At 68.2% G+C, this 21,101-nt stretch carries 18 protein-coding genes; 9 read left to right on the top strand and 9 right to left on the bottom strand.

The window, feature by feature from the left end; all coding sequences use genetic code 11:
• Window positions 1-10 precede the first annotated feature (10 nt).
• Window positions 11-2,635, top strand: a complete 2,625-nt coding sequence (alaS, locus tag U4Y88_RS36405) for an alanine--tRNA ligase (RefSeq protein ID WP_310630493.1) — start codon at window positions 11-13, stop codon at window positions 2,633-2,635.
• Between the two features lie 85 nt (window positions 2,636-2,720).
• Here the strand turns inward: alaS and U4Y88_RS36400 are convergent, their stop codons facing one another.
• On the bottom strand, window positions 2,721-3,653 hold the full coding sequence (locus tag U4Y88_RS36400) for a LysR family transcriptional regulator (RefSeq protein ID WP_321789793.1): 933 nt from the start codon (window positions 3,651-3,653) through the stop codon (window positions 2,721-2,723).
• A gap of 155 nt (window positions 3,654-3,808) precedes the next feature.
• Here U4Y88_RS36400 and U4Y88_RS36395 point away from each other — a divergent pair, with 155 nt between their 5' ends.
• Window positions 3,809-5,044, top strand: coding sequence for a YbfB/YjiJ family MFS transporter (locus tag U4Y88_RS36395; protein WP_415774554.1), 1,236 nt, complete (start codon window positions 3,809-3,811; stop codon window positions 5,042-5,044).
• A 6-nt stretch (window positions 5,045-5,050) separates the two neighbouring features.
• Here the strand turns inward: U4Y88_RS36395 and U4Y88_RS36390 are convergent, their stop codons facing one another.
• On the bottom strand, window positions 5,051-5,275 hold the full coding sequence (locus U4Y88_RS36390; RefSeq protein ID WP_321789789.1) for a hypothetical protein: 225 nt from the start codon (window positions 5,273-5,275) through the stop codon (window positions 5,051-5,053).
• On the opposite strand from U4Y88_RS36390, the gene U4Y88_RS36385 reads away from it, so the two are divergent.
• From U4Y88_RS36385 to U4Y88_RS36360, 6 genes are all read left to right on the top strand, one after another.
• A complete protein-coding gene (locus U4Y88_RS36385; RefSeq protein ID WP_321789787.1) occupies window positions 5,274-5,804 on the top strand; it encodes an NUDIX domain-containing protein in 531 nt (176 codons plus the stop codon). The genes U4Y88_RS36390 and U4Y88_RS36385 overlap by 2 nt on opposite strands.
• A 74-nt stretch (window positions 5,805-5,878) precedes the next feature.
• A complete protein-coding gene (locus U4Y88_RS36380; protein WP_321789785.1) occupies window positions 5,879-6,361 on the top strand; it encodes a thioesterase family protein in 483 nt (160 codons plus the stop codon).
• 25 nt (window positions 6,362-6,386) lie between these two features.
• Window positions 6,387-7,325: a branched-chain amino acid ABC transporter permease gene (locus U4Y88_RS36375; RefSeq protein ID WP_321789783.1), complete on the top strand. Its 939-nt coding sequence runs from the start codon at window positions 6,387-6,389 to the stop codon at window positions 7,323-7,325.
• A 4-nt stretch (window positions 7,326-7,329) separates the two neighbouring features.
• A complete protein-coding gene (locus tag U4Y88_RS36370; RefSeq protein ID WP_415774552.1) occupies window positions 7,330-8,625 on the top strand; it encodes a branched-chain amino acid ABC transporter permease in 1,296 nt (431 codons plus the stop codon).
• On the top strand, window positions 8,622-9,419 hold the full coding sequence (locus U4Y88_RS36365) for an ABC transporter ATP-binding protein (protein WP_321789782.1): 798 nt from the start codon (window positions 8,622-8,624) through the stop codon (window positions 9,417-9,419). Before U4Y88_RS36370 ends, U4Y88_RS36365 begins: the two co-directional genes overlap by 4 nt.
• Window positions 9,416-10,144, top strand: a complete 729-nt coding sequence (locus tag U4Y88_RS36360; protein ID WP_415774551.1) for an ABC transporter ATP-binding protein — start codon at window positions 9,416-9,418, stop codon at window positions 10,142-10,144. Before U4Y88_RS36365 ends, U4Y88_RS36360 begins: the two co-directional genes overlap by 4 nt.
• Before the next feature lie 14 nt (window positions 10,145-10,158).
• Here the strand turns inward: U4Y88_RS36360 and U4Y88_RS36355 are convergent, their stop codons facing one another.
• The 3 genes from U4Y88_RS36355 to U4Y88_RS36345 form a co-directional block, all read right to left on the bottom strand.
• Entirely contained in the window at window positions 10,159-11,073 is a 915-nt protein-coding gene (locus tag U4Y88_RS36355; protein WP_321789780.1) for an ATP adenylyltransferase family protein, read from the bottom strand.
• Between the two features lie 59 nt (window positions 11,074-11,132).
• Window positions 11,133-11,618 carry an adenosine-specific kinase gene (locus U4Y88_RS36350; RefSeq protein ID WP_224012528.1) on the bottom strand — a complete coding sequence of 162 codons (486 nt, stop codon included), beginning with the start codon at window positions 11,616-11,618 and terminating at the stop codon, window positions 11,133-11,135.
• A gap of 153 nt (window positions 11,619-11,771) precedes the next feature.
• Window positions 11,772-13,043, bottom strand: a complete 1,272-nt coding sequence (locus U4Y88_RS36345; protein ID WP_321789778.1) for an MFS transporter — start codon at window positions 13,041-13,043, stop codon at window positions 11,772-11,774.
• Window positions 13,044-13,546: 503 nt separating this feature from the next.
• Between U4Y88_RS36345 and U4Y88_RS36340 the strand changes: the two genes are divergently transcribed.
• Complete coding sequence (locus tag U4Y88_RS36340) at window positions 13,547-15,259, top strand: methyl-accepting chemotaxis protein (protein ID WP_321789776.1); 1,713 nt, start codon at window positions 13,547-13,549, stop codon at window positions 15,257-15,259.
• Between the two features lie 70 nt (window positions 15,260-15,329).
• Here U4Y88_RS36340 and iolB read toward each other — a convergent pair whose 3' ends face one another.
• Genes iolB through U4Y88_RS36320 form a run of 4 tightly spaced genes read right to left on the bottom strand, consistent with a single transcriptional unit; the run spans window position 15,330 to window position 21,075 of the window.
• The gene (iolB, locus tag U4Y88_RS36335) at window positions 15,330-16,133 is read right to left on the bottom strand and encodes a 5-deoxy-glucuronate isomerase (protein WP_321789774.1); all 804 of its coding nucleotides are present in this window, start codon (window positions 16,131-16,133) and stop codon (window positions 15,330-15,332) included.
• A complete protein-coding gene (gene iolE, locus U4Y88_RS36330; RefSeq protein WP_321789772.1) occupies window positions 16,130-17,053 on the bottom strand; it encodes a myo-inosose-2 dehydratase in 924 nt (307 codons plus the stop codon). The genes iolB and iolE overlap by 4 nt, the downstream gene beginning before the upstream one ends.
• 33 nt (window positions 17,054-17,086) lie before the next feature.
• Window positions 17,087-19,060: a 3D-(3,5/4)-trihydroxycyclohexane-1,2-dione acylhydrolase (decyclizing) gene (gene iolD, locus U4Y88_RS36325; protein WP_321789771.1), complete on the bottom strand. Its 1,974-nt coding sequence runs from the start codon at window positions 19,058-19,060 to the stop codon at window positions 17,087-17,089.
• A complete protein-coding gene (locus U4Y88_RS36320) occupies window positions 19,057-21,075 on the bottom strand; it encodes a bifunctional 5-dehydro-2-deoxygluconokinase/5-dehydro-2-deoxyphosphogluconate aldolase (protein WP_321789769.1) in 2,019 nt (672 codons plus the stop codon). Before U4Y88_RS36320 ends, iolD begins: the two co-directional genes overlap by 4 nt.
• Window positions 21,076-21,101 lie beyond the last annotated feature (26 nt).

The raw sequence follows: 21,101 nt of genomic DNA, 5'->3' as shown, positions 1-21,101 counted from the left end.
ACAGCACGCCATGAAAGCCTCCGAAATCCGCGAGAAATTCCTCAAGTTCTTCGAATCGAAGGGCCACACGATCGTGCGCTCGTCGAGCCTCGTGCCGGGCAACGACCCGACCTTGCTCTTTACCAACTCGGGCATGGTGCAGTTCAAGGACGTGTTCCTCGGCGCCGAATCGCGTCCGTACTCGCGCGCGACCACCGCGCAGCGCAGCGTGCGCGCGGGCGGCAAGCACAACGACCTCGAAAACGTCGGCTACACGGCGCGCCATCACACGTTCTTCGAGATGCTCGGCAACTTCTCGTTCGGCGACTACTTCAAGCGCGACGCGATCCATTACTGCTGGGAACTGCTGACCAAGGTCTACAGCCTGCCGGCCGACAAGCTCACAGTCACGGTCTACAAGGAAGACGACGAAGCCTTCGACATCTGGGCGAAGGAAATCGGCGTGCCGGTCGAGCGCATCATCCGCATCGGCGACAACAAGGGCGCGCGCTACGCGTCGGACAACTTCTGGCAGATGGCCGACACCGGCCCCTGCGGCCCGTGCTCGGAAGTGTTCTACGACCACGGCCCGGACGTCTGGGGCGGCCCCCCGGGATCGCCTGAGGAAGACGGCGACCGCTTCATCGAGATCTGGAATCTCGTGTTCATGCAGTTCAACCGTGACGCGCAAGGCAACATGACGCCGCTGCCCAAGCAGTGCGTCGACACGGGCATGGGTCTCGAACGTCTGGCCGCCGTGCTCCAGCACGTGCACAGCAACTACGAGATCGACCTGTTCCAGAACCTGATCAAGGCCGCCGCGCGCGAAACCGGCATCAGCGACCTCACGAACAACTCGCTGAAGGTGATCGCCGATCACATCCGCGCGTGCTCGTTCCTGATCGTCGACGGCGTGATTCCGGGCAACGAAGGCCGCGGCTATGTGCTGCGCCGCATCGTGCGCCGCGCGATCCGTCACGGCTACAAGCTCGGCAAGAAGGGTTCGTTCTTCCACAAGCTGGTGAACGATCTGGTCGTGGAAATGGGCGCGGCCTACCCGGAACTGGCCGAAGCGCAACAGCGCGTGACCGACGTGCTGCGTCAGGAAGAAGAACGCTTCTTCGAGACCATCGAGCACGGCATGTCGATTCTCGACGGCGCGCTGGCGGACCTCGAAGCGAAGGGCGGCAAGACGCTCGACGGCGAACTCGCGTTCAAGCTGCACGACACCTACGGCTTCCCGCTCGACCTCACGGCGGACGTCTGCCGCGAGCGCAACGTCACGGTCGACGAACCGGCGTTCGACGAAGCCATGGCGCGCCAGCGCGAGCAGGCTCGCGCCGCGGGCAAGTTCAAGATGGCGCAGGGCCTCGAATACTCGGGCGCCAAGACCACGTTCCACGGCTACGAAGAGATCGTGTTCGACGACGCCAAGGTGGTCGCGCTGTACGTCGACGGCTCGTCGGTCAACGAAGTGAAGACCGGTCAGGACGCCGTGGTCGTGCTCGACCACACGCCGTTCTACGCGGAATCGGGTGGCCAGGTCGGCGACCAGGGCGTGATCTCGAACGCGAGCATCCGCTTCGCCGTCGCCGACACGCTCAAGGTGCAGGCCGACGTCGCGGGCCACCACGGCACGCTGGAGCAGGGCACGCTGAAGGTCGGCGACGTCGTGAAGGCGGAAATCGACGCCATCCGCCGCGCCCGCACGGCCCGCAACCACTCGGCCACGCACTTGATGCACAAGGCGCTGCGCGAAGTGCTGGGCGCGCACGTGCAACAGAAGGGCTCGCTCGTCGACGCCGATAAAACGCGCTTCGACTTCGCCCACAACGCACCGATGACCGACGACGAAATCCGTCGCGTCGAGCAGATCGTCAATGCGGAAGTGCTGGCGAACGCGCCCGGCATCGTGCGAGTGATGTCCTTCGACGACGCGGTCAAGGGCGGCGCGATGGCGCTGTTCGGCGAAAAGTACGGCGACGAAGTGCGCGTGCTCGACCTCGGCTTCTCGCGCGAACTCTGCGGCGGCACGCACGTCACGCGCAGCGGCGACATCGGCCTGTTCAAGATCGTGGTGGAAGGCGGCGTCGCGGCCGGCATCCGTCGCGTGGAAGCCATCACCGGCGACAACGCCGTGCGCTTCGTGCAGGACCTCGACGCGCGCATCAACGCGGCGGCCGCGGTGCTCAAGGCGCAACCGGCTGAACTGACGCAGCGCATCGTGCAGGTGCAGGATCAGGTCAAGTCGCTCGAAAAGGAACTGGGCGCGCTGAAGTCGAAGCTGGCGTCGAGCCAGGGCGACGAACTCGCGGGCCAGGCCATCGAAGTGAACGGCGTGCACGTGCTCGCCGCCACGCTCGAAGGCGCGGACTCGAAGACGCTGCGCGAAACGGTCGACAAGCTCAAGGACAAGCTCAAGAGCGCGGCCATCGTGCTGGCGGCCGTCGAAGGCGGCAAGGTCAGCCTGATCGCGGGCGTGACCGCCGAGGCCAGCAAGAAGGTCAAGGCCGGCGAACTCGTGAACTTCGTCGCCCAGCAGGTGGGCGGCAAGGGCGGCGGCCGTCCGGACATGGCGCAGGCGGGCGGCACCGAGCCGGCGAACCTGCCGGCGGCGCTCGCGGGCGTGAAGGGCTGGGTCGAAGCGAAGCTGTAATCGCGCAGATTCGCCGATAAAAAAGGGCTGTCCGAAAGGGCGGCCCTTTTTGTTTTTGCGCTGTTTTTCTACTCGCGCGGGCGTCTCAGGCCGTGGCCGCCGTGGCCGCCGTGGCCATTTCTGCGCTGGCGGGCACATGCGCCAGGCTGCGCGCCTGCGCGAGCAGCGCCGACTTCAGCGCATCGAGTGCGGGCGACAGATGCCCGCGCCGCCAGACGAGCAGCGTGTCGATCCGGCCGAGCTTGCCGAGCGAATGCACGGCGATGTCGTCGGCGTTGCGTTGCAGATCGAGCACCGAGCGCGGCGCGACGGCCACGCCCGCGCCCGCCGCCACGCAGGCGACGATCGCGTGATACGAACCGAGCTCCAGCACGCGCGTGGGCCGGATGCCGTGCTCCAGATACCAGGCCTCCACATAGTTGCGATACGCGCAGCCGCGCTCGAATGCCACCAGCGTCGACAGCGCGACATCGCCGGGCTGGCGGATCGGCCTGTGCCCGCGCGGCGTGATCATCACCAGTTCTTCGCGATAGATCGGCACATGCTCGAAGACGTCGCTCTCGGGCGGTCCGGCGAACGGCGTGGCGACCAGCGCGGCGTCGATCTCGAACGCGCGCAGACGCTCCATCAGACAGCCGGTCGTGGCCGTCTCCAGTTCGAGCGTGACGTCGGGCCAGTCCTGGTGATAGCGCGCGAGCACGCCGGGCAGGCGGCTTGCGGCGGCGCTTTCCATCGTGCCGAGCCGCAGACGTCCCGCCGGGCGCGCCGCCTTGAGCGCGTGGCGCGCTTCGTCGGCGAGCGCGAGCATCCGTTCGGCGTAGGGCAGCAGCGTTTCGCCCGCAGGCGTCAGCACGAGACGGCGGCCGTCGCGCGTGAACAGCGGCGTGCCGAGTTCCTCCTCGAGCTGCTTGATGCGCGTGGTGACGTTCGACTGCACGCGGTTGAGCTTGGCGGCGGCGCGCGTCACGCCGTTTTCGCGGACGACGGCCCGGAAGATCGCGAGCTCGGCGAGATCCATGATAGTTCTCTTAACAGGAATGATTCGTTCATGATAATTCATTTTTCAGGAACGTTTCGGGCGTCTACGATGCGGTAATGCGGCGTCGCGCGACGCCGTATCCGGCCTCGCATGCTTCCCTGTTTTCGCGCTTTTTCCGCTGTTTTTCGCCGATCATGACCGACCTCGCCGCTCCCCGTTCCGGTTCCCGATCCACTCGCCGACCGCATGCCGCGCGTCGTGCCGCGCTCGCGTGCATGGCGACGCTCGCCGCGGCGCTCGGCATCGGGCGCTTCGCGTTCACGCCGCTCTTGCCGCTGATGCTGCATGGCGGCGGACTCGATCTGCGTCATGGCGGCTGGCTGGCGTCGCTGAACTACGCGGGCTATTTCGTCGGCGCGGTCGGCTGCGCGGCGCTGCGTTTCGCGCCCGCGCGCATCGTGCGCGCCGGGCTTGCGTCGACCGCGCTGCTCACGCTCGTCATGGGACTCACGCACGCGTTCTGGGTTTGGGCCGTCGTGCGCTTCGTGGCGGGTGCGGTGAGCGCCGCGACCTTCGTGTTCGCCTCGCAATGGGGCCTGCGCCGCCTCGCGCAACTGGGCGCGAACGAGTGGGGCGGCGTGATCTTCACGGGGCCGGGCGTCGGCATTGCGGCGACCGGACTGGCCGTGAGCGCGGCAGGCGCGCTCGGCGGCATCGACGCGCGCATCGGCTGGCTCGGTTTCGGGCTGATATGCGTGCTGATCGCGGTGTGCGTGTGGCCCGTTTTCGGCGATGAAACGCGCGAGGAGGGGGCGGCGGCGGCTGCGGCTTCATCTGCTGCTCAGTCGCCAGCCGCCACGCCCACGCACAAGGCCGCAAGCCGAGCCGATGCCTTCTGGCTCGTCCTGCTCTACGGCGTGCCGGGCTTCGGCTACATCATCACCGCGACCTTCCTGCCCGTCATCGCGCGCCACGCGCTGCCGGGTTCGATGTGGCCCGATCTGTTCTGGCCGATGTTCGGCATCGCGCTGATCGTCGGGGCGCTCTCGGCGGCGCGTCTGCCGCTGCACTGGGACAACCGGCTGATGCTCGCCGTCTCGTATGTGCTGCAGGCGCTCGGGATCGCGCTCGGCATCGTCTGGCCGAATGCCGCCGGATTCGCCTTCGGCAGCGTGCTGATCGGCCTGCCGTTCACGGCGATCACGCTGTTCGCGATGCGCGAGGCGCGTCTGCTGCGCGGCGAGCACGCCGCCGCGCTGATGGGTTACGCGACCGGCGCTTACGGCATCGGCCAGATCGCCGGTCCGCTGGTGGCCGCGCCGCTGGCCGCGTCGAGCGGCACCTTCACGAGTTCGCTGGCGCTTGCCGCCGCCGCGCTCGTGCTCGGCGCGCTGGGGCTCGTGTGGCGCGCGCAGCGTTCGCGCGGCTGAAACGGCTCAAACCGCGCCGTCGATTTCATCAGGATCGCGAATCATTTCATGGCGCTCGCGCCCGCCCGCCGACACCCGCCTGAACCCGCCCGCACGCCAGGCTCGATAGCGCACTAAAATGGCTGCTTCGCGCCGATCCGGCGAGCCCGCCGGGCCGCACGCGGCGCTGATGCTTTTTGCGCAATTTGCACCCTTTGCGCTATTTGCGACCCAGCGAATCCATCGAGCCATGAGCGATTACCAGTTTTGCCCGCGCTGCGCCTCGCGCCTCATCGAGCGCGCCGACGCCGCGCACGAAGGCGGGCGCGTGCGCCGCGCCTGCCCGGACCTCGTCTGCGGCTACACCCATTGGGACAATCCGCTGCCCGTCGTGGCGGCCATCGTCGAATACGAAGGGCGCATCCTGCTGGCGCGCAACGCGGCCTGGCCGGAGGGCATGTTCGCGCTCATCACCGGCTTCCTCGAAAACGGCGAGACGCCCGAGGAGGGCATCGCGCGCGAAGTGCTCGAAGAGACCTCGCTGCGCGCGCAGAGCGTCGAGTTGATCGGCGTCTACGAATTCATCCGCAAGAACGAACTGATCATCGCGTATCACGTGAAGGCGACGGGCACCATCGCGCTGTCGCCGGAACTGCTCGAATACCGGCTCGTCGAGCCCGCGAAGCTGCGGCCCTGGCGCGCGGGCACGGGCCAGGCGCTCGGCGAGTGGATGCGCCGCCGCGGCCTGCCGTTCGAGTTCGTCGAGCGGCCGGGGCAGTGAGTCCGGCGCCGCTTCGCCGCCTGTTGGCCCTTGCCTGAGCGCAGAACCTTCCTCAACCCAACTCCTTCGATCCGATGAACCGACCGCTCGCCCGTGACCGTTCCGGCTATCGCCACTTCCTCACCATCACCACGCGCTGGATGGACAACGACGTGTACGGCCACGTCAACAACGTCGTCTATTACAGCTACTTCGATACCGTGGTGAACGAGTATCTGATCCGCGCGCAGGCGCTCGATATCGAGCACGGCGAGACCATCGGGCTCGTGGTCGAAACGCAGTGCAACTACTTCGCGCCGCTCGTGTTTCCCGAGCACGTGGAGGCGGGACTGCGCGTGGCGCGGCTCGGTTCGTCGAGCGTGCGCTACGAGGTCGGTCTGTTTCGCGAGGGCGAAACCACGCCCGCGGCGCAGGGCCATTTCGTGCACGTCTATGTCGACCGCGCGACGCGCCGTCCCGTGAAGGCGCTGCCCGAGGCGTTGCGCGCGGCGCTCGCGCCGCTCGTCGTCGCTGACGAAAGCGAGGGCGCCGACGCCGACACCGGCGCACAACGCTAGCCGCCTCCGGCATCGGCACGCCGCCGTGCAGGCATTTCTCATCGATACGCTCAACGGCGCGAGCTACGGCCTGCTGCTGTTCCTGCTCTCCGCCGGGCTCACGCTGATCTTCAGCATGCTCGGCGTGCTCAACTTCGCCCATGCGAGCTTCTACATGCTCGGCGCCTATCTGGGCGTGACGCTCGCGGGCTGGTTCGGCTTCGGCTGGGCGCTCGTGCTCGCGCCGCTTGCGGCCGGACTCGCGGGCGCGCTGTTCGAAGTCGCGCTGCTGCGCCGCGCGCAGCCCGGCGGTCCGCTCAACGCGCTGCTGCTCACGTTCGGCGCGGCCTGGGCGATCGGCGAGGGCGTCAAGCTCGTCTGGGGTCTGCAGCCGCTCGCGGCGGCCGTGCCCGCGTGGCTCGACGGCCCGCTGTTCAGCCTGGGCGGCGCGGCGTTCTCGCGCTACCGCGCGTTTGCGATGCTGATGTCCGCCGCCATGCTCGTCCTGATCTTCGTCGCGCTGCGCGTCTCGCAGACGGGCCTCGTCGTGCGCGCCGCGCTCACGCACGCGGCCGCCGTCGAAGCGCTCGGCCACGACGTGCCGCGCGTGCGCACGCTGGTGTTCGCGCTCGGCACCGCGCTCGCGGCGCTGGCGGGCGTGGTGGCCGCGCCGCTGTTCGTGGTCGAACCGGCGATGGCCGAATCGGTCGGCTCGATCGTCTTCGTGGTGGTGGTGACGGGCGGGCTCGGCTCGCTCGGCGGCGCGTTCGCGGCCTCGCTCGCGGTCGGTTTCCTGCAAACCTTCGCGGTGGCGAGCGACGTCTCGTTCGGCGCGCTCGCCGCGCGCTGGGGCGTGACGCTCGCGCCCGCGTGGAGCGCGCTCACGCTCGCGCAGGCCGCGCCGCTGCTGCCGTATCTGCTGCTCGTCGCGATGCTCGCCGTGCGTCCGCAAGGGCTGTTCGGCCAGCGCGGCGAGGACGCGTGACGCCATGAACGCAAAGCGTCCCGTCGATCACACCAACCCTCGAATGCCGCGTGCACGCGGCGCGGCGTTGATGTGGCTCGGGCTCGCCGTGCTGCTGGTGGCGCCGCCGCTCGTCTCCGCGTGGCTGTCGCCGACGGGCACGCCGCAAGGCTGGCTGCTCGCGTGCCTCGCGCAAGCCGCCGCGATGATCGTCTTCGCGCTCTCGTACAACCTGTTGCTCGGCGAGACCGGTTTGCTCTCGTTCGGCCACGCCGCGCCCGCGGGCCTCGGCGCGCTCGCGGCCGCGCACTGCTTCAACCGCTATGCGATGGCGTTGCCGCTGCTGCCGTTGATCGGCGGCGTGGCGGGCGCGGCGGTCGGCGCGCTGACGGCCTGTGTCGCCGCGCGCCGCGCGGGCACCGCGTTCGCGATGATCACGCTCGGCCTCGGCGAACTGGTGGCCGCCGCCGCGTGGGCGTTGCCGGACTGGTTCGGCGGCGAGGCAGGCGTGCCGATCGACCGCGCGAGCGGCCCGGCGCTCGCAGGCTGGAGCTTCGGCCCCGATCGTCAGGCCTACTGGCTGATCGCGGCGTGGTGCTTCGCGGCCTGCGTGGCGATGCGCGTGCTGTCGCGCGCGCCGTTCGTGCGGCTCGCCAACGCCGTGCGCGACAACCCGCGCCGCGCGGCCTCGCTCGGCGCGTCGCCCGCGCGCGTGCGGTCCGCGATGATCGTGCTGGGTTCGGCGTTCGCGGGCGTCGCGGGCACGCTCGCGCTGATCAACGTCGAACTCGCGGCCGCCGAGAGCGTCGGCATGATGCGTTCGGCCGCCGTGCTGATCGCGACGGTGACGGGCGGAGCGGGCGCGTTCTTCGGCCCGGTGCTCGGCGCGCTCGTCTGGGTGGCGTTCAGCGTGGGCGTGGCGAGCGTCTCGCGCGCGTGGATGCTTTACGTGGGCGTGTTTTTCATCGTCGTCGTGCTGATGGCGCCCGAGGGTCTCGCGGGCCTCGCCCGGCGCGAACGCGCGACGCTCGCGCGCAACGGCTGGCGCGCCTGTCTCGCGCCGTGGTGCTTGTCGATCTGCGCGGCGGCCGGCGGCGCGTTCGCGTTCGTGCTGGCGGTGCAATGGGCCTACGCCGTCCGTTTCGGCGACGACGATGGGGCCGCCGCCGGATTCGCCACGCTCGCGCCGCAGACGCAATGGACGCTCGGCGCGGCCATCGCGGTGCTGAGCGTGATCGCCTGGCTGGCAGCCCGCCGCGCGCGCTCGCTGCGACGCGCGCGTTTCGCTTCGGCCGATGGACGCCCGGAGACGCGGCCATGACGATCGCACTGCGGCTCAGCGGCATCGAAAAACGCTTCGGCGCGACGGCCGTGTTGCGCGGCGTCGATCTCGACGTGCGCGCGGGCGAGCGTCACGCGTTGATCGGCCCGAACGGCGCGGGCAAGTCCACGCTGTTCAGCCTGATCGCGGGCGAGCGCCGCGCGAGCGCAGGCCGTATCGAACTGAACGGACGCGATGTCACGCGGCTCGGTCCGCCCGCGCTCGCACGACGCGGCCTCGCGCGCAGCTTCCAGACCACCAGCGTGTTCGCGCGGCTCTCGGTGCGCGACAACCTGCGCTGCGCCGTGCACGCCTCGCTGCGCGGCGGCGCGGGCTTCGCGGCGCGCTGGTTCGGTTCGGCCCAGGCCGACGCGCGTGCCGCTGAAGTGCTCGACGCCATCGGCCTCGCGCACGCCGCCGAGCGCGAAGCGGCCACGCTGAGCTATGCCGAACAACGCGCGCTCGATCTTGGCCTCGCGCTCGCGGGCGGCGCGCACACGCTGCTGCTCGACGAACCCACGGCGGGCATGAACCGCGCCGAGGCCGCGCGCGCGATGGCGCTGATCCGCGCGACCACGGCGGGCAAGACGCTGCTGCTCGTCGAGCACGACATGGATGCCGTATTCGGTCTCGCCGACCGCGTCTCGGTGCTGGTGCAAGGACGCGTGATCGCCACCGGCACGCCGCAGGCGATCCGCGCCGATGCGGCCGTGCGCGAGGCCTATCTGGGCGCGGATTTCGGTGCAAACGGCGGTGCAAACTTCGGTGCAAACTGCGGCGCGTCATCATCATGAGCATGACGAACGAAGCGCTCCTCGAAGTCGCGGGCCTGCGCGCGTGGTACGGCGCGAGCCAGGTGCTGCACGGCGTCGATCTGCGGATGTATGCGGGCGAGGTCGTCGCGCTCGCGGGCCGCAACGGCTCGGGCCGCTCGACCTTCGCGAAGGCGCTGATGTCGATGGTCGCCGCCGATGGCGCGCGCCGTTTCGCGGGCGCCGATCTCGCGCCGCTGCGCACCTTCGAGATCGCGCGCGTCGGCCTCGGCTACGTGGCGGAGCAGCGCGACGTGTTCCCGACACTGAGCGTCGACGAGAATCTGCGCCTCGGCGTCGTGAAGCCGCGCAAAGGCCGCCGCGCGCCGCGCTTCACGCTCGACGACGCGCGCGCGCTGTTTCCGATCCTGCACGAGCGGCGCACGGCGCGCGCGGGCGTGCTCTCGGGCGGCGAGCAGCAGATGCTCGCGCTCGCTCGCGCGCTAATGGGCGATCCCGATCTGCTGATCGTCGACGAACCGGCCGAGGGTTTGTCGGCGCAAATGACCGCGCGTGTCGGCGATGCGTTGCGCGCCTTGCGCGAGCGCGGCGTCGCGGTGCTGCTGATCGAGCAGCGGCTCGCACTCGCGCCCGCGCTCGCGGATCGCATCGCGGTGATGGGGCATGGGCGCATCGTGTTCGAGGGCGCGCCGGGCGAACTCGCGCAGCGCGAGGACATCGTGCGCGAATGGCTCGGCGTCGGCTAATGGTCGTTGCGCGATCAACGAGCTGATGCGACGCGCGCGAGCGCCGTCATCGGGCCGATTTGCGCGAGCGTGTCGCACTGCTGCGCGTCGCGCACGAACAGCGAACCGGCGAAGCCGAGCGCGTTGATCGAGATACCCTCCACGCGCTCCTGCGCGCGCGGCACCATCAGCATCCAGCGGCGCGTGACGAGCAGGTTGTAGGGCGCGCGCTGATGCGCGAGTCCATCCACGTCGATCGCGCCGATTCCTATCGCGTCGAGCAACGCGCGATAGGTCTGCCATGCGTCGTGCGCGGCATCGTCGGCGCTGCCTTGCAGGAGATCGAGCGTGGCGAACGCGTGCGCGAAGGGCAAGTTCGGCACGCGAGCGAGACCGCTTTCCATTTGCGCCGATGGCCATAAAACTTCCATCGGCACGGCGGGCCCGCGCGCATCGAGCGGCAGCGGCACCGCCTGCAAATGCTTGTGCAACTGACTCGCGCCCGCCGCTTCGCCGCCGTTGTAAAAACCGAGTGCATCGAAGCCGCGCAAGGCCACGAGCAGCGCCGTGAAATCGTCGCGATCGAGCAGCGCTTCCTGCGGCACGAAACGCCGCGTGACGATCAGCAGATGATCGTCGATCACGTTGTACTTGTTGAGCAGCGCGAGGTGTGTCGGCGTGAGCGCACCGACGCAGAGATCGTCCTCGCAGGGCAGAAACGGATTGCGGCGCGGTGCGGCGGGCGCATTGCCCTGAGAAACCTCGGTGCGCCGCGCCATCTCCTTGCGCGCGAGGCTCGACACCTGGCGCACGGCGAAACGCACGCCGCCTTCGTCGAGATGCGTGAGCACCGTCTCGATCGGTTTCAGCGCGCCGCATTGCAGCGCGTGGCGCGTTTGCGCGTCGAGCGCGGCGCGCAGCGTGGCGGCGGTGAGCGGCGTCGAGGTCATAGGCGAATCATGGGCGATTCATGGGCGATTCATCGGCGATTCACAGGCAAACGCGGCGCTCAGGCCTTGTAGCCGATCGCGCGCAGCAGATCCTTGCGCCAGCGCACGTCGTCCTCGGTCTCGACGCCGAGCGGCGGCGCGCCGTCCACCACGCCGACGATGCCGCGTCCACGGTCGGTTTCGGCGATCAGCACCTCGGTCGGATTGGCCGTCGCGCAGAAGATGCGGCAGACCTCGGGCACGGCTTTCACGGCGTTGAGCACGTTGACCGGAAAGAAGCCGTCGCCGAGAAACACGATGAAGCTATGGCCCGCCGCGATGCGCAGCGCGTTCTCCGTCGCCATCTCGACGAGCGCCTCGTGCGTGCCCGAGCGGCGTACGAGGCGCTTGCCCGAAGCCTCGCAGAAGGCCAGCCCGAACGCGATGCCCGGCGCCGCGCCGTAGAGTGCTTCGTGCAGGTCCTCGACCGTTTTGATGAAGTGCGATTGCCCGAGGATGAAGTTGGTCGCTTCGGGCTTGACGATTTCAACCGTGGAAAGCTGCATGGCGAACCTCGCGCGGACGTCTCGAAGGCAGGTCCTTCAAGCATGGTTCGAAGTCGCGGCCAATGCAAGCGGCGCGGATCGGACATGAAAAAACGGCCGGCGCCTGTGCAGGCAGCCGGCCGTTTTCCGTGCAGGAAGATCGTAGCAGCGCGCTTACGCGGCCTTCGTCGCCCGTTTCTTGCCTTCGACGTCGGGCAGGAACACCGTCAGGATGCCGATCAGCGGCAGGAACGAGCAGACCTTGTAGACGAAGCCGATGCTGGTGGCATCCGCGAGCTGGCCGAGCACGGCCGCGCCGATGCCGCCCAGACCGAACGCGAAGCCGAAGAACAGGCCCGCGACCATGCCCACCTTGCCCGGAATCAGTTCCTGCGCGTAGACGAGGATCGCCGAGAAGGCCGAGGCCAGCACCACGCCGATGATCACCGTCAGCACGCTGGTCCAGAACAGGTTCGCGTAGGGCAGCAGCAGCGTGAACGGCGCGACGCCCAGGATCGAACCCCAGATCACGTATTTACGGCCGATGCGGTCGCCCACCGGGCCGCCGATGATCGTGCCCGCAGCCACGGCGGCGAGGAACACGAACAGGTGGACCTGCGCGGCCTGCACGGGCAGATGGAAGCGGTCGATCAGATAGAACGTGAAGTAGCTGTTGATGCTCGAGAGGTAGAAGTACTTCGAGAACACCAGCAGCACGAGGATGCTGATGGCCATCGCCACGCGTCCACGCGAGAGCGCGACGGCGGGCGCTTCGGCGCGCTTCTTCTTGAGATTCGGATGCGCCTTGTACCAGCGGCCGATCTGCGTGAGCACGAACATCGCCACCAGCGCGGCCACCGAGAACCACGCGATGCTGCGCTGGCCGTGCGGAATGATGATCACGGCGGCGAGCAGCGGTCCGAGCGACGAGCCCGCGTTGCCGCCCACCTGGAACAGCGACTGCGCGAGGCCGTGACGGCCGCCCGAGGCCATGCGCGCAACCCGCGACGACTCCGGGTGGAACACCGACGAGCCGCAGCCCACCAGCGCGGCGGCCACCAGCAGCACGCCGAACGAGGGCGCCACCGACATCAGCAGCAGGCCGCACAGCGTGAAGCCCATGCCGACGGGCAGCGAGTACGGCATCGGGCGCTTGTCCGTATAGACGCCGACGAGCGGCTGCAGCAGCGACGCCGTGATTTGATACGTGAGCGTGATCAGGCCGATCTGCGTGAATGACAGCGCGAAGTTGTCCTTGAGCATCGGATAGATGGCCAGGATCAGCGACTGGATCATGTCGTTGAGCAGATGCGAAAAACTGATCGCGCCGAGCACGCTATAGACCGTGCGCTGCACGGCGGGCGTGGCGGGTGTTGCGTTGGCGGTGGACGCTGCGGACGCAGCGGCCGCGCCGGACAGGGCGCGCTTGTCGAGGCTGGTTTCCATATGTCTTGAGCAGGAGAGCATCACGCGGGCGTCGTCTGAAAGCGCGAGGCGATCAATGCGGCGACGGCATGAAAGGGTCGTATATAGGAGTTATGAAGCGCAGTGTAATGTGTCTTGGACGAATCGTACGGACAAGTTTTGTCGCGAATCGGACACGCGGAAAAGCGGAATCGCCGCGACGCCTTGCCGCAGGCGGCCGCGCGGCGAGGGAAATTTCGCGCGGCAATTTTGGCGGCAAATTTTGGCCGGTTATAACCCGCCAGGATGCGCGAATACTTTCGCGCAACATACGGGGCCGGAATGCGGACGATGCGGCCAGCGCGACACGTCAGGACATTAAAGATCGCGCGGCGCCGTGCCGTTGACCGGAGTTGAGGCGTTGCGCCATGCATGAGCCGCCACGAGCGGCCAGCGAGAGGCGTCGGCGGGTTTCGGCGGTTATCGCGGAGCCGAAAAACAGCTGACGCGGTGCGCGTCGTACAACAAGCTGGAGACCGATAACGATGAGAGCAATGACTGAAGCGGGCCGCCACGCGGGGTTCGTGCCGGACGAGTTGGGGACGCCAGGCGGCAACGGCGCGGCGGGGAGCGGCAAAGGCAAGGGTAGCGGCAAGGGCAAAAAGCAGCGCGCCGCCGTCAACACGCGCGCGGACGCGTCGCGCCTGTCGGTGAAAGCGACGCTGCGGCTTGCGTTCGCGGTGGTGCTGGTGGGCACGCTCGCGATCGGCGCGTTCTCGCTCACGCAGATCAGCCGCCTCAACGATTCGACGGAATCGATCTACGAGCAGGGTCACGTCGCGAGCCGCGCGGCCGAAGAAGCGCGCGGCCACGTGCTGCGCGCGAGCCGCTCGCAGAAGATGCTGCTCACGGCCACTACGGCCAGGGAGCGCGACGAACTCGGCGACGGCATCGAAAAGGATCTGTCCGCCATCGTCGACGAGATGAAGGTGCTCGACGACCATGCCTCCGGCACCGCCGCGCTCGCCTCCCAGAAACAGTTCAGCGGCGCCGTGCAGGCCTGGAGCGGCCATCTGCGCGACTTCGTCACGCTCGTGAAGGCGCAGCCGCTCGATCTTTCGCAGATGAGCTGGCAGGTCGGCACCCAGGACGTCTCGCTGCTGGTCGAAACCGAAAAGCTCGAAAAGCTCGTCGATCAACTCGTCGAGCAGCGTGGCGCGGCAGCCAAGGCGACCATCGCGGCGTCGGCGTTCATCTTCAAGTCGTCGTTCGTGATGATGGCGGCGGCCACGGTCGCGCTGTTCGTCGTGGCGTTCTTCGTCAGCGAATGGGTCGTGCGGCGGCTGTCGCGCGCGCTCGGCGGCGAGCCCGCGCATGCGAAGGCGATCGCCGCGCGCATCGCCTCGGGCGATCTCGCGCAGCCGGTCGTCGTGCGCGAGCGCGACGCGCAAAGCATGCTCGGCGCACTGCGCGACATGCAGCAAGGCCTCTCGACGACGGTCGCGGAAATCGCCGCGAGCGCGGAAGCTATCGCCGCTGCTTCGGGCCAGATCTCGACCGGCAATCTCGATCTTTCGCAGCGCACCGAGGAACAGGCCGTCGCGCTCGAACGCACGGCGAGCAGCATGGAGCAGCTCACCTCGACGGTGCGCCTGAACGCGGAGAACGCGCAGCAGGCCAGCACGCTCGCAGGCAACGCCTCGCAGATCGCGGAGAAGGGCGGCGCCGTCGTGGGCCGCGTGGTCGCGACGATGGGCGAGATCAACGAGAGCGCGAAGAGTATCGCGGACATCATCGGCGTGATCGAGGGCATCGCGTTTCAGACCAATATTCTCGCGCTGAATGCGGCCGTGGAAGCGGCGCGCGCGGGCGAGGAAGGGCGCGGCTTCTCGGTGGTCGCGGGCGAGGTGCGCAATCTCGCGCAGCGCAGCGCGGCGGCGGCCAAGGAGATCAAGACGCTGATCAGCGCCTCGGTCGAGCGCGTGGCGAACGGCTCGACGCTCGCCACCGACGCAGGCAACACGATGGACGAAGTCGTGAAGGCGGTGCGCCGCGTGAACGACATCATCGGCGAGATTTCGGCGGCGTCGAGCGAGCAGCGCGCGGGCATTGAGGAAATCAGCCGCGCGGTCACGCAGATGGATTCGGGCACGCAGCAGAACGCGGCGCTCGTGGAAGAAGCGACAGCGGCGGCGCAATCGCTCGACGATCAGGCGAAGGTGCTCAAGCGATTGGTCGGCAAGTTTCATCTGGCCTGACGCAGTATTCGTCGTGGGCAGGTAAAGCAAAACGCCGCGTTTTACGCGGCGTTTTTTCATGGCGATGCGCTTACTTCGCGTCGCGCTCGATGATCCACTCGTGCGCGGGATCGTTATGGAAATGCCACTCGCGCGTGGGGCCCGCCATCACATTCAGATAGTACGAGTCGTACCCGTAGGGCACCACGACAGGGTGATAGCCGCGCGGCACCATCACCACGTCGTGATCTTCCACGGCGAGCGTTTCGTCGAGATCGCGCGCGTCGGTGTAGACGCGTTGAAACGCGAAGCCCTGCTGCGGATTCAGGCGATGGTAGTACGTCTCTTCGAGCGCGGTTTCCTGCGGCAGGCGATCGGCGTCGTGCTTGTGCGGCGGATAGCTCGACGAATGCCCCGACGGCGTGCGCACTTCCACCACGAGCAGCGATTCGGCGGGCTCGCTCTGCGGAAGAATATCGCAGACGTAGCGCGTATTCGCGCTCTTGCCGCGCGTCGAACGCTTCATCTGCGAAGGCTCGATCAGGCGCACGGGCAGCGTGCCTTTCGCGGGCGCGCTCGCGACGCCCACTTCGGCGTCGCGCGTCGCGCGTACCGTGGCCTTCACGCCGGGCGGCACGTAGAGCGCGACCGGCGCGGCGTCTTCGAACACGCTGTCGCGCGAGCCGAGGCTCGAATAGCGCTCACCATTCGCTTCGATATCCACGGCGCCCGAGAGCACGACGATGCAGCTCTCGCGGTCGGTCTCGTGCACGTAGACGAGTTCGTCCTTGCCCAGCCGGTACGCGGCGAAGCCGACATAACGCCAGCCCGCGCTAACGGGCGTGACGCGCGCGATTGTCTGGCCTTCGCGCGCGGCCTTGACGAGCAGGCTCATGCTGCCTCCTTCGTTCGGGAAAGTGTTTCGATATCCGAATCAACCAGCGATCGCAGCGTGCGATAGCCCTTCTGCGCATACGCATACGACGGCGCGATCACGGGGTCCTGCTCGGCTTCCACGACGAGCCAGCCGCGATAGCCATGCTGCTTGAGCTTCGCGATGATCGACGCGAAATCCACGGCGCCATCGCCGGGCACCGAAAACGCGCCCGCGAGCACCGCGTCGAGAAAACTCCAGTTGCGATTGCGCGCGAGCTTGACGACGGCGGGGCGCACGTCCTTGCAATGCACGTGGCACACACGCGCGATGTGCTTGTCGAGTTCCGTCACCGGATCGCCGCCCGCGAAGGTGATATGGCCCGCGTCGAACAGCAGGCCCACGGCGTCGCTCGTGCGCGCCATCAGCTTGTCGACGTCGGCGGGCGTTTCCACATACGCGCCCATGTGGTGGTGATACGCGAGCCGCACGCCGCGCGAGAGCGTGTGACGCGCGAAGGCGTCGACGCGCGCGGCGTAGTCGTCCCATTGCTGCTCACTGAAAAAGCGCGGACGCTGATACAGCGGACGCGGCGCGCCCTGGATCGAATCGGCGACTTCGCCATAGACCATGACCGTCGCGCCGTTCTGCGCGAGCAGATCGAGATGGCGGTCCACGGCGGCGATTTCCTCGTCGACGCTGCGTTTCGCGAGCATGCCCGAATACCAGCCCGATACCAGCGACAAGTCGTATTGCGCCAGCAGCGCCTTGAGCGCCTGCGGCTCGCGCGGAAACTTGTTGCCGAGTTCGAAGCCTTCGTAACCGATCTCGCGGCCTTCGGTCAGCGCCGTGGAAAGCGGCGTCTCGCCGCCGAGCGAAGGCAGGTCGTCGTTCATCCACGACAGCGGATTGATGCCGATGCGTACGTCAAATGCGCTCATGTGCGTTCCTCGATCTGTGGAGCGTCGCGTGCTTCATGCTTCGTTCTGGGTGGCGTCGTCGTGCGGACCGCGCGCGCCGCGCTCGGCCTTCTGCTGCACGTAGCGCTCGCGTGCCTCGCGCACGGCCGCGCGCGGCGAGACTTCCGGCACCGCCACTTCCCACCACCAGCCGCCTTCCTCGGTGGTCCGCGCCGGATCGGTGTCGATGCACACGAGATAGGTGCTCGTTGCCGCGCGTGCGCGTTGCATCGCGGCTTCGAGTTCCGCCACGTTCGCGACGTGCTCGGCCTGCGCGCCCAGCGCGCGCGCATGCGCGGCGAAGTCGATCTGCGGCGCGCCGAGCGGGCCTTGCGCGCAATCGTCGAACAGGTTGTTGAAGGGCGCGCTGCCGCACGCCTGTTGCAGACGATTGATGCAGCCGTAACCGCGATTGTCGAGCACGACGATGATGAGCTTCGCGCCGAGCATCACCGAGGTCGCGATCTCGCTGTTCATCATCAAATAGCTGCCGTCGCCGACCATGACGATCACTTCGCGCTCGGGCCGCGCGAGCTTCGCACCGAGCCCGCCCGCGATCTCGTAGCCCATGCACGAATAGCCGTATTCGACGTGATACGCGCCGGGCCGTCCCGCGCGCCAGAGCTTGTGCAGTTCGGCGGGCAGCGTGCCCGCCGCGCACACGACGATATCTTCGGTATCCGAATGATTCGATGAGCGCTGCACGGCGCCGATCACATCGGCATCGTAGGGCAGGGCGCCGCGTTCCTGCTCCGCGTGCGTGAGCGCCGCGACGCTCGCGCGCCAGGCGTCGGCGAGTTGTGTGGCTTGCGCGGTCCAGGCAGCGTCGGCGCGCCAGTGTTCAAGTTGCTGGTCGAGCGCGGCGAGCGCGAGCTTCGCGTCGGCCTGTACGGCGATTGCGTCGAGCTTGAGCGTGTCGAAGCCGTTCGCATTGATGCTGATGACGCTCGCGTGCGTGAACAGCGAGTTCGAACCGGTCGTGAAGTCCTGCAGGCGCGTGCCCACGGCGAGGATGCAATCGGCGTCGCGCGCGAGCGCATTGGCGGCGGGCGAGCCGGTCACGCCAATCGCGCCCGCATTGAGCGGATCGTTCCACGCGAGCGCGCCTTTGCCCGCCTGGGTTTCGGCGACCGGAATGCCGTGCGCGGTAGCGAACGCGCGCAGCGTTTCGGTCGCGCGCGCATAGAGCACGCCGCCGCCCGCGACGATCAGCGGCTGGCGCGCGCGGCTCAACTGCGCGAGCGCCGCGTCGATCTCGCTCGCGATGGGCGCGGGCGTGTGGAAGTTCACGAGGCGTGGTGTGAAGAAGCTCGCCGGATAATCCCACGCGGTGGCCTGCACGTCTTGCGGCAGCGCGAGCGTGACGGGGCCGCACTGCGCGGCGTCGGTCAGCACACGCAGCGCGCGCGGCAGGGCGCTCAGCAATTGCGCCGGATGCACGATGCGGTCGAAGTAACGCGAGACCGGCTTGAGCGCATCGTTCGCGGAGAGGCCGCCGTCCTGCTGATCCTCGATCTGCTGCAGCACCGGATCGGGCTCGCGCGACACGAAGATATCGCCGGGCAGGAGCAAGAGCGGCAGACGGTTCACATGGGCGAGCGCGGCGGCGGTGACGAGGTTCGTCGCGCCGGGGCCGATCGACGTCGTCACGGCCATCATGCGGCGGCGGAAGTGCGCCTTCGCATAGGCAATCGCGCTGTGCGCCATCGCCTGCTCGTTGTGCGCGCGCAGCGTCGGCAATTCGTGGCGATACTGATAGAGCGCTTCGCCAAGGCCCGCCACATTGCCGTGGCCGAAGATCGCGAACACGCCGCCGAACAGCGGCTCGGTGCGGCCCGAGCCATCCTCGCAGGCGACGCGCTGCGCCGCGAGCCAGCGCACGACCGCTTGCGCGGCGGTCAGGCGCACGGTGGCGGTCTGCGGATTGAACGCGGCGCTTGCCGGGTTGTCCTGCGCGGCGTGGGCGATCGGAGCGATGCGTTGATTCATGCTGCTTTCTCCTCGCGCACGGCGTGATGCGTCGACGATCCGCTCGCCGCCTGCGCGTCTTCGCGCGCCGCGCGCCACGCGGCGATCAGCGTTTCGAACGCGGTGCGCACGCGCGCGATCACGGTCTTGTCGTCGATATCGCCCTTGAGCCACGCATGGCTCGGCTCGTAGAAGATCGTGCGGCCGACCGTGAAGCCCCGGCAGGTTTGCGAAGCCGCCGCCGCCTTGAAGCCACTCATCAACTGATCCATCGGCGCGGAGAGACCGAGCAGCACCACGCCACGGCAATGCGGATCGCGCTCGGCGATCAGCGCATCGACTTCGCGCCATTGCGCCGCGTCCACCGGTTCGAGCTTCCACCACTCGGGATAGAGGCCGATGTTGTAGAGCCGCTTGAGCGCGCGCGTGATCGTGCCGGGCGCATTCGGCTTGCCGTCGAGCTTCGGCGGAATCACTTCGAGCAGCAGTTCGTGGCCGCTCGCCTGCACGGCGTCGTAGAGCGCGCGCAATTGCGCTTCCTGTTCGAGACGCTGCTCGATGGGTTCGTCGGGATGGAATTGCACGAGGCACTTCACGGTATGGCCGATGGGCCAGCTCGCGAGCGTGGTGCCGATCGAGCGGCCGTGATCGAACACGAGCGGCACCGAGCCCGGCAATTCGACCGGGCGGCCGATCCACCAGTCGCGGCCCGTGGCGGCATTGAGCGCGTCCTGGCCGTAACGGTCGTCGATCAGCACGCCGATCTTGCCTTGCAGGCCGAGCGCGCTTTCGGTTTGCGCGACCGCTTCCACATACAGATTCTTCAGATACGCGATGCGCGATTCGTCGGCGCCCGTTTGCTGCGCGAGATCGAAGAACTGATTGCGATGATCGAAGGCGAAGCCGAGCACTTCGTCGTGACGCTTGCGCGCGGGCGTGACGCGATGCAGGCGCGCGAGCGTGGCGTCGCGATCGGGACGGCGCATGCGCACGGGATCGGCTTGCGCTTCGCTCAGGAAGTAGTCGAGTTCGGCGGGCGTGGGCATCGCGGGCGCGCAGCCGTGGCGCGAGACCACCAACGCGCCGCACGCATTCGCGGCGCGCGCGCAGTCTTCGAGCGACGCGTCGCGCAGCCAGCCCGAGAGAAAGCCCGAGGCGAACGCATCGCCTGCGCCGAGCACGTTGAGCACGTCGACTTCGACGCCGCGCTGCATCGGCACGTCGTCGAGCGAATCGGGCACCGCGCCTTCGACGATCTGGCAGCCGAGCGGCCCGCGCTTGACCAGCAGCGTCGCGGACGTGACTTCGCGCACGCGCTTGAGCGCATCGACGAGGGCTTCCTTGCCGCCCGCGATACGGAACTCTTCCTCGGTGCCGATCACGAGATCGAAGTTCGGCAGAATGCGCTGCAAATGTTCGCTCACGCCGGCGCTCGCGACGAAGCGCGTCTCGCCGTCGGCCTTGCCCGTGAGACCCCAGAGCACCGGACGATAGTCGATGTCGAGCACGGTGCGCACGTTGTTGCGGCGCGCGTAGTCGAGCGCGGCGAGGCTCGTGCGGTTCACCTGTTCGGTGGAGAAGTGCGTGCCGGTGATCAGCAGCGCCTTCGCGGAGGCGATGAACGCTTCGTCGAAGTCGGCGGGATCGACGGCCATGTCCGCGCAATTCTCGCGATAGAAGATCAGCGGAAACGTATCGCGGTCCTTGATGCCCAGCAGCACGAGCGCGGTGAGCCGTTCGGGATCGATGCGCACGTGGCTCGTATCGCAGCCTTCTTTCGTGAGCGTTTCGGTGAGAAAGCGGCCCATGTGGTCGTCGCCGACGCGCGTGAGCATCGCCGATTGCAAACCGAGGCGCGCACAGCCGAACGCGATGTTCGCGGACGAGCCGCCCAGATATTTGGCGAAGGTGGAGACGTCTTCGAGCCGCGCGCCGACCTGCTGCGCGTAGAGATCGACGCCCAGCCGGCCCAGACACACGATGTCGCGGCTGCGGCCCGGCGCGAAGCGGCTCGGGGTGGTGGGGATGATAGCCATGAGCATTCCTGATGAGTTCGGTGCGG

This window comes from Paraburkholderia sp. J94, from assembly GCF_905220285.1.
GTDB classification, from domain to species: domain Bacteria; phylum Pseudomonadota; class Gammaproteobacteria; order Burkholderiales; family Burkholderiaceae; genus Paraburkholderia; species Paraburkholderia tropica_A.
The sequence above is the reverse complement of the archived record's forward strand: the minus strand, read 5'-3'. Positions and strand labels throughout refer to the sequence as shown.